We start from the raw sequence: 13,670 nt of genomic DNA on the forward strand, positions 1-13,670 counted from the left end.
TCCGGTACCCGTCAGGTCACGTCGTCATAACCGTTCACCCGCTCCGTGGTCGACTGCTCCGGCAGCGCGCGGCTCGCGGTCACCGACTCGACCTCGCCGATGGCCTCGGGGCTGAGGTCCAGCTCGGAGGCCTCGTCGTCGGCGGGCCCGAGGGCGTCGCGGCGGCGCCTGCGCCGGTCGTTCAGCAGGGAGAAGGCGGTGGCGCCGAAGTACAGGATCCAGATCGGTCCGGCGAGCGCCAGCATCGAGATGGGGTCGGTGCTGGGCGTGGCGACGGCGGCGAACACCGTGATGCCGATGATCATGGCTCGCCACCAGCCGAGCATGCGCTTGCCGGTGACCATGCCGGTGAGGTTGAGGAAGACCAGCAGCAGCGGCAGCTCGAAGGAGAGGCCGAAGACGACGACCATGCGCGTGACGAGCTGGAGCAGGTCGTCCAGCGGCAGGAGGTTGCTGACGCCGCCCGGCGTGAAGTCGATCAGCACCTTGGCGGTGGTCGGCAGCACGGCGTAGGCGAAGTAGCCGCCGCCCAGGAAGAGCGGGGCGCCCAGGCCGACGAACGCGTAGGCGTACTTGCGCTCGTGGTTGTGCAGGCCGGGGGCGATGAAGGCCCACAGCTGGTAGAGCCAGACCGGCGAGGCGAAGACGACACCGGCCATCAGGGAGACCTGGAGGGCCAGCGTGAAGGGCGCGAGGAGACCGTTGATCGTGATGCTCGCGCACTTGTTGGTGGCGTCGCCGGAGTTGAGCTGGCCCGCGATCTCCTCGAAGGTCTTCCCGCAGCCGACCGAGTCGAGGATCGGCTTGGTGAGGAAGTTGATGATGTCGTTGTAGAAGAAGGCGGCTACGACCGTCACGAGGACGATGGCCAGCATCGCCTTCGCGAGCCGGTTGCGGAGCTCACGAAGATGATCCGCGAGGGGCATCCGCCCCTCGGGGTCCTTCTCCTGTTTGCGGGCAGGCTTCAGCAACCCACGTTCCCATCTCGTGCGGCGGGCCGGAGGTCACCGGCCCTGCGTCAGCGCTTGGTCGTGTCCGTCGGCTCGCTGACCGGACGGGAGCTGGTCACGTCGCCGGGGGCGGCCTGGATGGTGCGCTGAGCCGGGGGCTGCTCGCCGTCGTTCGGCGGGCCCGCCGGGGTGGCCGTGCTGCTGCCGTCTTCCTTCATCGCCTTCGCCTCGCTCTTGAGAATGCGAGCGGACTTGCCGAGCGAGCGCGCCATGTCGGGAAGCTTCTTGGCGCCGAACAGCAGAATGACGACGACGAGGATGAGAATGATCTCGGGGGCGCCGAGCCTTCCGAACATAAGTCTTTACCTTCTCACCGAGGCTGCGGGGGTGGGTTGCCGTCCGACCGGTCGGACACCTGTCCGAACGATCGTGTTGACAGCGATCGTAACGCTCAGGGGTAAACGTGAGGCAATCCCTGTGCGTACTCCCGGTCCGCGGTCCGGGCCTCGTTCTCCGAGCCGCGACCAGCAGCGTACCTGCCCTCCCCGCCGGGGCGGGAGGGCGAAGTGGCCCAAAACGCATTGCCCGCAGGACTCACAGGACGCCCACAGCGCTACCCGTGGGTCGCCACAGCGGTCGTCACAGGGTGTCCACAGCGCGGGCCGCGCTCGCGGCGGCCCGTTCCAGTTCCTGGGCCGCCCGGTCGATCCGGCGCGCGGACTCCGCGACCTGCCGCCCCAGAAGCCGCGCCTCCGAGAAGACCCGTACGGCGAACACCGCGAGGACGGTGAGACCGGCGAAACCCATGGCAACCGCGAACATCGGCCAGAACATGGGGCGAGCCTAGACCTTCCTAGGGCGTGTGCAGCCGCAGGGTCCTGACCCCGCCGCCGGTGAGCAGCTCGACGATCCGCTCGCCGGCCGGCTTGCGCACGGCGGCACCGCAGTCGGGGCAGGTGAACGAGTAGAAGGTGGTCCGGCTGGACCCGCCGATCGCCAGGCGCAGGGCACTCGCCGCCAGCTCGAAGGCACCCCGGCAGTCGGGGCACCCGGCCCGGAAGCGCACCGGACCCGCACTCCGCATGCCGGCGAACGCGGAGGCCACCGAGATGCCCCGCGCACCGGACGCCGTCGCCTCGCTCAAAGCCCCTGCTCCCGCCCGTCGAACCGACTGTCGCCCCGCTGCCCCGGCTGCTCGCCGTGCGCCGCGTGCGGCCCCCCGACCGCGCCCGGCGCCCCGATCCCGTCGTACGCCGCCAGCGCCTCACGGGCGGCCCGGCGGGCGCTGTCGGCGAGCTCCGGCGGCGACACGATCCGGCCGTCCCGGCCGAGCCGCAGCGCCAGCCGCCTGAGCGAGGCGGGTTCGGGTGTGCGCAGGGTGATACGCAGTCCGCCGTCGGAAAGTTCATCGGCGCTGTCGTGCGGGTAGTACTCGGCGACCCAGCGGCCGCCCGGGCCGACCTCGACGACGACCTCCGGGTCCTCGGCGGCCGGCTGCACGAGCCCCTCCGACAGGTCCCGGAGCTCGATCTCGGGCGGTGCGGACGGCTCGTCGAGGATCTTGATCTCGGCGACCCGGTCCAGCCGGAAGGTGCGGCGCGCCTCGGAGCGGCGGCACCAAGCCTCCACATACGTGTGCCCGACGCTGACCAGCCGGATGGGGTCGATCTCGCGCTCGGTGACCTGGTCGCGCGCGGGCGAGTAGTAACGGATCCACAGCCGGCGCCGCTCGGAGATCGCCCGGTCGACGTCCGCGAAGACCCCGCCCTCGGACTCGAACGTCACCGACAGCCGCGCGCTGGCGCCCGCCGCCTCACCGGCCGCGGCCTCCACCTTGGCGGTCGCCCGCAGCAGCGCCTGCCGGTCGCCCTCGCGCAGGCCGGGCAGCGTGGACACCGCCCGGGCCGCCACCAGCAGCGCGGTCGCCTCGTCGGCGGCCAGCCGCAGCGGTTCGGCGGCGTCCGCGCCGAGCGCGGCCGGGTTGTGCCACCAGATGCGCTCACCGTCGGTGTCGATGTCCAGGAGATCGCCGCCGCGGAAGCTGGTGCCGCACATCGGCAGCACGTCGAGGTCCGAGACCAGCTCGTCCTCGGTGATCCCGAACGCGCGCGCCACGTCCTCGATCCGCGCGCCGGGGCGCTCCCTGAGATACGTCACCAGGGAGAGCATCCGCCGCGTCTGGTCGATGGCGTTCGTCGGCCTGACCGGTTTGCCTGCCACTGTGTTGCTCGCTCCCCCTCAGCCCTTGGCCACGGCGCGTAGCCGGTCCACGACGTCCGCGCGCAGCTCGGCGGGGTCGAGGACCACCACGTCCGGCCCGAACTCCACCAGCCAGGCGTCCAGCCCGTGCCCGTACGGAATCTCCAACTCGTCCCAGCCGTCGCCGAGTTCCCGCACCGCGGTGGCCTTCGCCCGCAAGGGGTACCCGGCGTCGGTCCGCAGCCGGATCAGCGCGCTGCGGTCGGCGGTCTCGCCCGCCCAGCTCGCGACGGTCTCACGGACGGTGACGACATCGGGTACCGGCACGGTGAAGCTCGCCCCGCGCGAGCGCACCTTGCCGGTGATCCGCGACAGCCGGAAGACCCGCTCGGCGCCCCGGTCGCGGTCGAAGCCGGCCAGGTACCAGTGGCCGCGCCAGCACTCCAGCGCCCACGGCTCGACATGCCGGGGCTCCGGGTGGGCGGCGGTGGCCTTGCGGTAGTCGAACACGACGGGCCGACGGTCACGGCAGGCGAGCATCAGCGGCTCGAACGCGGCCTCGTGCACGGGGATCCGGGGCTCCAGGGCGCCGTGTGCCTCGTACGGGTCGACGTCCTCGGGGAGCCCGGCCGCGCGCAGCTTCTGCAGGGCTCCGCTCGCGGCACCGGCCAGCCGCGCCTGCTGCCACACCTTGGCGGCCAGGCCCAGCGCCGCGGCCTCCTCGGCGTCCAGGGTGATGGCCGGCAGTCGGTTGCTGTCGCGGCGGGCGAGGTAGCCGATCTCGCCGTCCAGGCTCTCGACGGTCTCGATGACCAGGCCGAGCTCGCGAAGATCGTCCTTGTCCCGCTCGAACATCCGGTTGAAGGAGTCGTCCGACCCCGCCCCGCCGTTGCCCGACCGGAAGGTCTCGACATACGCCTCGATGGAATCGCGCAGCTCACGCTTGCTGAGCGGCCGGCGCGTCCCGAGCAGACACAGCGCCAGGTTCATCAGCCGCTCGGCCTTGGCAATGGCCATCGACGCCCTTCGCCTCCCCTATGGTGCTTACGATCGACGACCGTACCGCCCCGCGGCGCCCGGACAAAAGCCGAGGGTCCATGCCCGGGCGGGCATGGACCCCAGGTGATCAACACTGGTCCTACGACGGTCAGACCCCGAGCAGGTCCACGACGAAGATCAGCGTCTCGCCGGGCTTGATCGCCGGGGTGGGGCTCTGGTTGCCGTAGGCGAGGTGGGCCGGGATGGTCAGCTGTCGACGGCCGCCGACCTTCATGCCCTGCACGCCCTGGTCCCAGCCCTTGATGACGCGTCCGCCACCGAGCGGGAAGCGGAACGGCGTCCCGCGGTTCCAGCTGGCGTCGAACTCCTCACCGGTGCTGAAGGCGACACCGACGTAGTGGACGCTGACGTTGTGGCCGGCCTGCGCGACCTCGCCGTCACCCTCCCAGATGTCCTTGATCTCGAGGTCCGCCGGGGGCTCGCCGCCGGGGAAGTCGATCTCGGGCTTGTCAATGCTCACGTCACTGGCTCCTGCATGTCTCACGGAAAGGCAACACGGACAGTCTTACACCTTCGCCCGCCTCACACCTTGGCGATGATGTCCACCGAGAAGACCATCGTGGAGTCCTTCTCGATGCCGCTGCCGCTCGGCGGGCTGTCGCCGTAACCCAGGGACGGCGGCACGACGATGACGACCCGGCTGCCCACCTTCTTGCCGGTCAGTCCCTGCGCCCAGCCCTTGACCACCTGCTGGAGCGAGAACGAGGTCAGCGAACTGCGGCTGTACGAGGAGTCGAACTCCTTGCCCGTGTCCCAGACGACGCCCTTGTACTGCACCAGCACGGTGTCGTCCGCCGCGAGCTTCGGGCCGTCTCCCTCGATCACGTAGTTCGACACCAGCTTGGTCGGCGGGTCCGACTTGGGGATCTCGATCGAGGGCGCCTTGCCGTCGGTGTTCGTGCCCACCTTCGGCACCGCGGCGTCGTCCTGCGGCACGTCCTTGCCCTTGGCCGAGCTCTTCGCGTTGAACGTGTCCTGGATGTCGAAGACGAACACCAGCGTGTCGGTGCCCTTGATGCCCGTGTCCGCGTCGCCGTCCTTGCCGAAGGCCCAGGTCGGCGGCACCGAGAAGAGCACCCGGCTGCCGGTCTTCTTGCCCGTCAGCGCATAGCGCCAGCCGTCGATGGTGCCGCCCTGCGCGAGCTGGGTGAACAGCGGCTTCTTGGTGTCGTAGGTGTTGAGGAGGACCTTCGCGCTGTCCCAGATCTGGCCGAGACAGTTGGCCTGGATGTAGTCGTTCTCCGCGACGGTCTTGCCGCTGCCCGCGATCACCGTCTTCACCGCCAGCTGGTCCGAGGGCTCACCGCTGCCCTTGGCGACCGTCGGCTTCTCGTCGAACTTCACGCCCGCCGTGATGGCCGGCAGCGGACCGTCGACGATCTTCGGTGGAGGCGTGGCCCCGGCGGAGGACGACGCGCCGTCGCTCGCCTTGCTCGAGTCGGACTTGTCGTCGCCGCACGCGGCGAGAGTGACCATTCCCGCGGGTACGGCGGCAAGGATGAGTGAGCGTCGGCGCACGATGAAAGCCTCGTAATCGGTCGATCTTCTGATGGCGTGCGCGCTACCTTAGCGACGTTTGCGGACATGCGAAGGGCGCCGTACGGGAACGTACGGCGCCCGTGTCGCGTTCCGCACCGGGTGCGGAACACGTCACTCACATTCCGGCGATCAGCTTCTCCACCCGGTCGTCCACCGACCGGAACGGGTCCTTGCACAACACGGTGCGCTGTGCCTGGTCGTTGAGCTTCAGGTGCACCCAGTCCACCGTGAAGTCCCGGCGCTGTTCCTGTGCACGACGGATGAAGTCGCCGCGCAACCGGGCCCTGGTGGTCTGCGGCGGCACCGACTTGCCCTCGAAGATCTTCAAGTCGTTGCAGATCCGCGCGGCTTGGCCCTTTCGCTCCAGCAGGTAGTACAGACCACGACGACGGTGAATGTCGTGATAAGCGAGGTCTATCTGCGCGACCCGCGGATGCGACATGGTCATGTTGTGCTTGGCCCGGTACCGCTCGATGAGCTTGTACTTCATCACCCAGTCGATCTCGGTGCCGATCCGGTCGAGGTCCTCCGCCTCGATCGCGTCCAGCGTGCGGCCCCACAGCTCCAGGACCTGGTCGACGGTGCCGGTACGCACACCGCGGCGCTCGACGAAGTCCACGGCCTTCTCGTAGTACTCCCGCTGCACCTCCAGCGCGGAGGCCTCCCGGCCGCTGGCCAGCCGCACCTTGCGGCGGCCGGTGATGTCGTGACTGACCTCGCGGATCGCCCGGATCGGGTTCTCCAGCGTCAGGTCCCGCATCACCGTGCCCGCCTCGATCATGCGCAGCACCAGGTCGGTCGCGCCGACCTTCAGCAGCATGGTCGTCTCGGACATGTTGGAGTCGCCGACGATGACATGCAGACGGCGGTAGCGCTCGGCGTCCGCGTGCGGCTCGTCGCGCGTGTTGATGATGGGCCGCGAGCGGGTCGTCGCGGAGGAGACGCCCTCCCAGATGTGCTCGGCCCGCTGACTGACGCAGTAGACCGCCCCACGGGGCGTCTGAAGCACCTTGCCCGCGCCGCACAGCAGCTGGCGGGTCACCAGGAACGGGATCAGGATGTCCGCGAGCCGGGAGAACTCCCCGTGCCGGGCCACCAGGTAGTTCTCGTGGCAACCATAAGAGTTGCCCGCCGAGTCCGTGTTGTTCTTGAAGAGGTAGACGTCGCCCGCGATTCCTTCCTCGTGCAGGCGTCGCTCCGCGTCCACCAGGAGTCCTTCGAGAATGCGCTCGCCGGCCTTGTCGTGGGTGACCAACTCGGTCACGTTGTCACATTCCGGTGTCGCGTATTCCGGATGCGATCCCACGTCGAGATAGAGGCGGGCACCGTTTCGCAGAAAGACATTGCTGCTTCGGCCCCATGACACGACACGGCGGAAGAGGTACCGCGCCACCTCGTCGGGAGACAGCCGACGCTGTCCCCTGAACGTACATGTGACGCCGTACTCGTTCTCCAGCCCGAAAATGCGGCGGTCCATGAGTGAACATTACGCCCGATCCCCTGAACTGAAACGGGGTTCGGCAGCACGGTTTGGATCATTTTCCGATGAAGCCGCAACCACCGCACTCCCGGCGGGAACTGCAAGTACCCGCCCTGTGGCCAGCAAAACCACCAGCGATACGGCACCCGCGACAGCCGGCACCGTGAATCCCCACAGCGCGCCGCCGGCCTCGACGACCGGACCCGCCAGGCCCGTTCCCACCGACGCGCCGACCGTGAACGTGGTCACCAGCCAGGAGAACGCCTCCGTCACCGTCCCGCGCGGCGCGTGCCGGTCCACGATGACGAACGCGCACGCGATGGCGGGCGCCAGGAACACGCCCGCGAGCGCCGTCAGCGCCACCATGGCCACCGCGCCCGGCATCAGCGTCAGCGGCAGGTAACACACCGCCAGAAGCGCCACGAGCCACCGCAGTCGCCGCTCCGGCGGCCCGGCCCACCGACGCGCGCCGTACACCACACCACCGAGCAGCGCGCCGAGGCCCAGCGCCGCCATCAGCCAGCCGTACACCGCGTCACCACCGTGGTCGTCCGCGTACGGCACGGACGCCACCGTGATGGAACCGAGCGCGACGCCGATGAACAGGAACGCGCCGAGGAGCGCCAGCAGACCGGGCGACCGCAGCGCGCCCAGCCAGTGCGCCTCGCGCGGGGCCGACCGCCACGCGCGCGAGGGCGGCGACACGACCACCGACAGCGCGCCCAGCACGCCGACCGCGTTCAGCACCAGCAGGGCACCCTGCGCCGACCACAGCGACACGCACAGGGTCACCAGCAGCGGGCCGACGGTGAACATCACCTCCTGCGCCACGGCGTCCATCGCGTAGGCCGTGTGCACCTGGTCCTCGCGGCGCAGCACCGCCGGCCAGAGCGCCCGCAGGCCGCCCTCCAGAGGCGGCGTGAAGAGGCCGGCGGCCGCCACCGACAGATAGGCGAGCGGCAGCGGGTCCGCGCCCACGAGGGCGAAGACCGCCATGGCGAGGGCCGAGACGAGCGCCGCGGGCAACTGGACCCGCGGCTGCCCGTGGGTGTCGACCAGCCTCCCCAGCAGCGGCTGCCCGACGGCGTTGGCTACGCCGTACACGGCCGCCAGCGCGCCCGCGAGGCTGTAGGTGCCGCCCTCCGCGCGCACGAACAGCACGATCGCGATGGCGGCCGTGGCGTTGGGCAGCCGGCCGACGAGCGTGCCCGTCAGCAGCCGGGCGGCGTGCTTCGCCCTGAGGATCTCGAGGTATCCCGCGGCCAATGTCCCGCCTCCGTCGGCTCGCCCGAGGCGGTGGCCCACCTTCAGGTTTTACGTATAACGTCTCTTGTCATACGTACCATGTGCGCTGTTCGCGAGTCCAGACGAAGGAGCAGGCCCACGGTGGCACGAGGTAGCACGCGCCCGACGAGCCGTGACGTCGCCCAGGCCGCGGGGGTCTCCCAGGCCGCCGTCTCCCTCGTCCTCGGCGACAAGTGGCGCGGCCGCGTCTCGGAGACCACCGCGGAACGCGTACGGGAGGCGGCCCGCGAACTCGGCTACCGGCCCAATCTCGCCGCCCGCAACCTGCGCCTCGGCCGCACCCGTACGGTCCTGCTCGTCGTCCCCGCGCTCACGACGGAGTTCTTCGCCGGCGTCTACACCGGGGCGGCGCGGGTCGCGGCCGAGCACGGCTTCGGAGTGGTCCTCTACCCCTCCCCCGAGGGCGTCGGCCCCGCCCGCGACCCCTTCGCCTCCGCCCAGGCCGCCCTCGACGGCGTCCTCGCCTCCTCGATGGCCGCCGACGCGCTGACCGCCATCCGCGGCGACCAGCTGCCCCTGGTGATGCTGGACAGTGACCCGTCGGGAAGCCTGGGCGCCGCCACGGTCAACCTCGACATCGCCGACGGCGTCCGCCAGGTCGCCGACCACCTGCTGGGCCTCGGCCACCGCCGCTTCCTGCATCTCGCGGCCGACATCCCGTCCTGGACCTTCGAGGTACGCGCGCGTGAGCTCGCCGCGCGGGTCGGCGCGGTGGCGGGGACCTCGCTGCGCACCGCCCCGGCCCCGATCTCCATCGACGGCGCACTGGCCGCCGCGGAGGCGGCGCTGAGCGCTCCGGGGCCCCGCCCCACCGCCGTCGTCTGCGACGACGACAAACTCGCGGCCGGCGTCTACAAGGCCCTGCGGCGCCTCGGCCTGCGGGTCCCCGACGACGTCTCCGTCACCGGCCTGGACGACCTCGCCCTGGCCACCGCTCTCGACCCCGAGCTGACGACCGTACGACTGGACGCGGAGCTGTTCGGCGAACGTGGCATGCGCGCCCTCCTCGCCGTCCTGGAGGGCCGCACGCCGGACGGCGGGGACATCCCCGTCGAACTGGTCGTACGGGCCTCCACGGCGCCACCGAACGCCTCCTGAGACGCCCTGCGCCCCGGCCGAATCGTCGACCGGGGCGCAGGGCGGGTGAATCGCGGGCGGCGTCACTCCTCCTCGGAGCTCTCCGCCTCCGTGGTCGCGCCGTCCGTCTCCAGCAGCCGGCCCAGCTGCCGGCCCACGATCCGCTTGAACTTGCGCGACTGCGGGCGCGTGCGGTCCAGCACGGCCACCTCCAGGCGCTCGGCGGGAATCTCCCGCTCCGTACCGTTGGTGTCGCGCGACAGGGCCTGTACGGCCAGCTTCAGCGCCTCGGACAGATTCATGCCGTCCCGGTGGCGCTGGTCCAGGTAGCTGCTGATCTGCTCGGCGTTGCCCCCGACCGCCACCGAACCGTGCTCGTCCACGATCGAGCCGTCGTGCGGCAGCCGGTAGATCTGGTCCCCGTCCGGCGTGGCACCGACCTCGGCCACCACCAGCTCCACCTCGTAGGGCTTCTCGCCCGCCGAGGAGAAGATCGTGCCCAGCGTCTGGGCGTACACGTTGGCCAGACCGCGGGCGGTCACGTCGTCACGGTCATAGGTGTAACCGCGGAGGTCGGCGTACCGCACACCACCGATCCGCAGGTTCTCGTACTCGTTGTACTTGCCGGCGGCCGCGAAGCCGATCCGGTCGTAGATCTCGCTGAACTTGTGCAGCGCGCGGGACGGATTCTCACCGACGAACACGATGCCGTCGGCGTACTGGATCACAACGAGGCTGCGGCCGCGCGCGATGCCCTTGCGGGCGTACTCGGCGCGGTCGGCCATCGCCTGCTGGGGTGAGACATAGAACGGCGTCGACACCGGTTATCCGTCCCTTTCTGTCGAAGTCACTGGATCACCTGGGATGAGAACGGGGCCGCCGCTACAGCAGGGCGGCGCGCGGGCCGTCCGGCTGCTCCAGGCGACGCGCCAGGATCGAGCGGGCGATCTCCGACGACTCCTCGTCGGTGAGCCGGCGGAAGCCGTCCTCGGTGATCACGGTGACGATGGGGTAGATCCGGCGCGCGACATCGGGACCACCGGTCGCCGAGTCGTCGTCCGCCGCGTCGTAGAGGGCCTGGACCACGAGTGTCGTGGCCTCTTCCTCGGTCAGGCCGTCGTGGAAGAGCTTCTTCATCGCCCCGCGCGCGAAGATCGAGCCGGAGCCGGTGGCGGCGTAGTGGTGCTCCTCGGAGCGGCCGCCCGTGACGTCGTAGGAGAAGATCCGGCCGCGGTCCCGGTCCACGTCGAACCCGGCGAAGAGGGGCACGACCGCCAGACCCTGCATGGCCATGCCCAGATTGGAACGGATCATGGTCGACAGGCGGTTCGCCTTGCCCTCGAGCGAGAGCTGCGCGCCTTCGACCTTCTCGAAGTGCTCCAGCTCCAGCTGGAACAGCTTGACCATCTCGACGGCCAGACCGGCGGTACCGGCGATTCCGACGGCCGAGTACTCATCCGCCGGGAAGACCTTCTCGATGTCCCGCTGGGCGATGACATTGCCCATCGTGGCGCGACGGTCACCGGCGAGCACGACACCACCGGGGAACGTCACGGCGACGATCGTCGTGCCGTGCGGCGCCTCGATCACACCCTGCGTCGGGGGCAGCTGCCGCTTGCCGGGCAGCAGCTCCGGCTGGTGATCGGAGAGAAAGTCCATGAAGGACGAGGACCCTGGCGTCAGGAAGGCAGCCGGTAGACGCCCGGTGCTACGAGTGTTGGCTTCCACGCGTTTCCTTCCAGGTAATCGGCTGCTCGGTGCGCGCCCGCGGGGTCGAACGACCCTCGACAGGCCGAGGCCGGAATTGCAGTTGAAGCACGGTACGCCACGGACCCTACCCGTCTGACGGCAGTGATCAACCTGCGTGACGGGCACTGCCGCAGCAGGCCGCCGGAGTCCGGCTGTCTGCGGGCGGAGGCTGCGCGCGGCGTGGTCGTCCTACCGCGCGCAGCACTGCACACCATCTTCGCTTCCCAACCCGCGAGCCCCCGATTCCTTCAAATCGAAGGCTACTCGCCGCCCTTTTGGACGAAGGAGCGAACGAAGTCCTCGGCGTTCTCCTCGAGGACGTCGTCGATCTCGTCCAGAACCGAGTCCACGTCGTCGCTCAGCTTCTCCTGGCGCTCCTTGAGGTCCTCCGAAGCCTGCGCCTCGGGCGCCTGCTCCTCGACCTCCTCCGTGGAGCGCGTCGCCTTCTGCTGGCCGCCGCCGGTGTCCTTGGTCGCCATAACCCTCACCCCGCTCTTTCGCCCGACATGGTCGACAGGTCGGCATTCCTGCCGATCGGTGATGATCAGACCCTACAAGCCGGGTCCGACATCGGCCCCGCAGTTTCCACAACGTACGGGGGCCACCTCGATGATTCCCTGACGGAAGGGTTTCCACCCCGTCGGGGAGGTTGCGTCCGGGTGGTCGTTCAGCCGCCCGAGAGCACCTTGACCAGGTCTTCTGCCGTGCGGCAGCGGTCCAGGAGCGCCTTGACGTGATTTCGCGTTCCGCGAAGAGGTTCGAGGGTTGGGACGCGCTGGAGCGAATCCCGGCCCGGCAGATCGAAGATCACCGAGTCCCAGGAGGCGGCGGCGACGTCGTCGGCGTACTGCTCCAGACAGCGGCCGCGGAAGTACGCGCGCGTGTCCTCCGGGGGCTTCGTGATCGCCCGCTCGACCTCGGTCTCGTCCAGCAGACGCTTCATGCGGCCACGGGCCGCCAGACGGTTGTAGAGGCCCTTGTCGGCCCGTACGTCGGCGTACTGGAGGTCCACGAGGTGCAGGCGGGCCGCGTCCCAGTCGAGGCTGTCACGGCGCCGGTAGCCCTCCATGAGCTCCCGCTTGGCGACCCAGTCCAGTTCGCCGGCCAGACTCATCGGGTCGTTCTCCAGGCGGTTCAGGGTGTCCTCCCAGCGCGCGAGGACGTCCTTCGTCTGGTCGTCGGCGTCCGAGCCGAACCGCTCCTCCACGTACTTGCGCGACAGCTCGAAGTACTCCATCTGCAACTGCACGGCGGTGAGCGTGCGACCGCTGCGCAGAGTGACCAGCCGCTTCAGGGTCGGGTCGTGGGAGACCTGGTGCAGGGTCCGGACCGGCTGGTCGACCGCCAGGTCCACCGCGATGAAGCCGTCCTCGATCATCGACAGGACCAGCGCCGTCGTGCCCAGCTTCAGATAGGTCGAGATCTCGGAGAGGTTCGCGTCGCCGATGATCACATGGAGCCGTCGGTACTTCTCCGCGTCGGCGTGCGGCTCGTCGCGCGTGTTGATGATCGGGCGCTTCAGCGTCGTCTCCAGGCCGACCTCGACCTCGAAGTAGTCGGCGCGCTGACTGAGCTGGAAGCCGTGCTCGTGGCCGTCCTGGCCGATTCCCACACGGCCGGCGCCGGTGACCACCTGGCGCGAGACGAAGAAGGGCGTCAGATGGCGCACGATGTCCGAGAACGCGGTCTCCCGCTTCATCAGGTAGTTCTCGTGCGTGCCGTAGGAGGCGCCCTTGTTGTCGGTGTTGTTCTTGTAGAGGTGGATGGGCTGGGCGCCGGGCAGTGCGGCGGCCCGCTCGGCGGCCTCGGCCATGATCCGCTCGCCGGCCTTGTCCCAGAGGACGGCGTCACGGGGATTGGTGACCTCGGGCGCGCTGTACTCGGGATGCGCGTGGTCGACGTAGAGGCGTGCGCCATTGGTGAGGATGACGTTGGCGAGGCCGATGTCCTCGTCGGTGAGCTGGCTGGAGTCGGCGACCTCGCGGGCGAGGTCGAAACCACGCGCGTCCCGCAGCGGGTTCTCCTCCTCGAAGTCCCAGCGAGCCCGGCGGGCCCTGTGCATCGCCGCCGCGTAGGCGTTGACGATCTGGGACGAGGTGAGCATGGCATTGGCGTTGGGGTGGCCGGGGACGGAGATGCCGTACTCCGTCTCGATGCCCATTACTCGCCGTACGGTCATGCGGCCCTCCTTGCCCGGCGGCACCCTCGGTCGTGGGCGCCGCTCAGATACCGGTGGTGCTCCGGCGCGTGTGCGGTGCCCGTCCCCGCACTGCGCGACCCGGCGGTACGGAAGAGCCTAGAACGCCTCCGCG

Annotated in this window: 15 protein-coding genes and 1 pseudogene; 1 reads left to right on the forward strand and 15 read right to left on the reverse strand. The window is 69.9% G+C overall.

The features are described from left to right. Positions 1-11: 11 nt before the first annotated feature. The 10 genes from tatC to ASD48_RS41150 form a co-directional block, all read right to left on the reverse strand. A complete protein-coding gene (gene tatC / locus ASD48_RS41105; RefSeq protein WP_199876205.1) occupies positions 12-971 on the reverse strand; it encodes a twin-arginine translocase subunit TatC in 960 nt (319 codons plus the stop codon). A 47-nt stretch (positions 972-1,018) separates the two neighbouring features. Beyond that, positions 1,019-1,306: a Sec-independent protein translocase subunit TatA gene (tatA, locus tag ASD48_RS41110; protein ID WP_057607030.1), complete on the reverse strand. Its 288-nt coding sequence runs from the start codon at positions 1,304-1,306 to the stop codon at positions 1,019-1,021. A gap of 283 nt (positions 1,307-1,589) precedes the next feature. Then, positions 1,590-1,784: a hypothetical protein gene (locus tag ASD48_RS41115; RefSeq protein WP_057607031.1), complete on the reverse strand. Its 195-nt coding sequence runs from the start codon at positions 1,782-1,784 to the stop codon at positions 1,590-1,592. Between the two features lie 19 nt (positions 1,785-1,803). Further along, on the reverse strand, positions 1,804-2,094 hold the full coding sequence (locus ASD48_RS41120) for a hypothetical protein (protein WP_057607032.1): 291 nt from the start codon (positions 2,092-2,094) through the stop codon (positions 1,804-1,806). Beyond that, positions 2,091-3,170 carry a WYL domain-containing protein gene (locus tag ASD48_RS41125; protein WP_057607033.1) on the reverse strand — a complete coding sequence of 360 codons (1,080 nt, stop codon included), beginning with the start codon at positions 3,168-3,170 and terminating at the stop codon, positions 2,091-2,093. The genes ASD48_RS41120 and ASD48_RS41125 overlap by 4 nt, the downstream gene beginning before the upstream one ends. An 18-nt stretch (positions 3,171-3,188) precedes the next feature. Next, complete coding sequence (locus ASD48_RS41130; protein WP_057607034.1) at positions 3,189-4,166, reverse strand: WYL domain-containing protein; 978 nt, start codon at positions 4,164-4,166, stop codon at positions 3,189-3,191. Between the two features lie 130 nt (positions 4,167-4,296). Further along, positions 4,297-4,668, reverse strand: coding sequence for an FKBP-type peptidyl-prolyl cis-trans isomerase (locus ASD48_RS41135; protein ID WP_020128331.1), 372 nt, complete (start codon positions 4,666-4,668; stop codon positions 4,297-4,299). Between the two features lie 62 nt (positions 4,669-4,730). Then, positions 4,731-5,726 carry an FKBP-type peptidyl-prolyl cis-trans isomerase gene (locus tag ASD48_RS41140; RefSeq protein WP_057607035.1) on the reverse strand — a complete coding sequence of 332 codons (996 nt, stop codon included), beginning with the start codon at positions 5,724-5,726 and terminating at the stop codon, positions 4,731-4,733. 136 nt (positions 5,727-5,862) lie between these two features. Next, complete coding sequence (gene pafA, locus ASD48_RS41145; protein ID WP_057607036.1) at positions 5,863-7,224, reverse strand: Pup--protein ligase; 1,362 nt, start codon at positions 7,222-7,224, stop codon at positions 5,863-5,865. A gap of 9 nt (positions 7,225-7,233) precedes the next feature. Next, positions 7,234-8,493, reverse strand: coding sequence for an MFS transporter (locus ASD48_RS41150; protein WP_057607037.1), 1,260 nt, complete (start codon positions 8,491-8,493; stop codon positions 7,234-7,236). A gap of 120 nt (positions 8,494-8,613) precedes the next feature. Here ASD48_RS41150 and ASD48_RS41155 point away from each other — a divergent pair, with 120 nt between their 5' ends. Continuing rightward, on the forward strand, positions 8,614-9,630 hold the full coding sequence (locus ASD48_RS41155) for a LacI family DNA-binding transcriptional regulator (protein ID WP_057607038.1): 1,017 nt from the start codon (positions 8,614-8,616) through the stop codon (positions 9,628-9,630). Positions 9,631-9,692: 62 nt separating this feature from the next. Here the strand turns inward: ASD48_RS41155 and prcA are convergent, their stop codons facing one another. The 5 genes and pseudogenes from prcA to dop form a co-directional block, all read right to left on the reverse strand. Then, positions 9,693-10,430: a proteasome subunit alpha gene (gene prcA / locus ASD48_RS41160; protein WP_054239395.1), complete on the reverse strand. Its 738-nt coding sequence runs from the start codon at positions 10,428-10,430 to the stop codon at positions 9,693-9,695. A gap of 61 nt (positions 10,431-10,491) precedes the next feature. Beyond that, complete coding sequence (gene prcB, locus ASD48_RS41165) at positions 10,492-11,337, reverse strand: proteasome subunit beta (protein ID WP_057607039.1); 846 nt, start codon at positions 11,335-11,337, stop codon at positions 10,492-10,494. Beyond that, positions 11,289-11,469, reverse strand: a pseudogene (locus ASD48_RS43000) (endonuclease domain-containing protein); the annotation flags it as partial. The pseudogene ASD48_RS43000 and the gene prcB, both read right to left, overlap by 49 nt. 149 nt (positions 11,470-11,618) lie before the next feature. Then, on the reverse strand, positions 11,619-11,837 hold the full coding sequence (locus ASD48_RS41170; RefSeq protein ID WP_020128324.1) for a ubiquitin-like protein Pup: 219 nt from the start codon (positions 11,835-11,837) through the stop codon (positions 11,619-11,621). Between the two features lie 188 nt (positions 11,838-12,025). Then, positions 12,026-13,537 (reverse strand): depupylase/deamidase Dop, encoded by a 1,512-nt coding sequence (gene dop / locus ASD48_RS41175; protein WP_348983250.1) that lies wholly within the window; start codon positions 13,535-13,537, stop codon positions 12,026-12,028. Positions 13,538-13,670 lie beyond the last annotated feature (133 nt).

Origin of the sequence: Streptomyces sp. Root1310 (assembly GCF_001426425.1) — a bacterium.
GTDB lineage: Bacteria > Actinomycetota > Actinomycetes > Streptomycetales > Streptomycetaceae > Streptomyces.

What these genes read in the sequence shown, in the direction of transcription:
- tatA (WP_057607030.1), bottom strand. Translation starts at nt 1,306, where the DNA reads ATGTTCGGAAGGCTCGGCGCCCCCGAGATCATTCTCATCCTCGTCGTC.
- ASD48_RS41115 (WP_057607031.1), bottom strand. Translation starts at nt 1,784, where the DNA reads ATGTTCTGGCCGATGTTCGCGGTTGCCATGGGTTTCGCCGGTCTCACC.
- ASD48_RS41130 (WP_057607034.1), bottom strand. Translation starts at nt 4,166, where the DNA reads ATGGCCATTGCCAAGGCCGAGCGGCTGATGAACCTGGCGCTGTGTCTG.
- pafA (WP_057607036.1), bottom strand. Translation starts at nt 7,224, where the DNA reads ATGGACCGCCGCATTTTCGGGCTGGAGAACGAGTACGGCGTCACATGT.
- ASD48_RS41170 (WP_020128324.1), bottom strand. Translation starts at nt 11,837, where the DNA reads ATGGCGACCAAGGACACCGGCGGCGGCCAGCAGAAGGCGACGCGCTCC.
- dop (WP_348983250.1), bottom strand. Translation starts at nt 13,537, where the DNA reads ATGACCGTACGGCGAGTAATGGGCATCGAGACGGAGTACGGCATCTCC.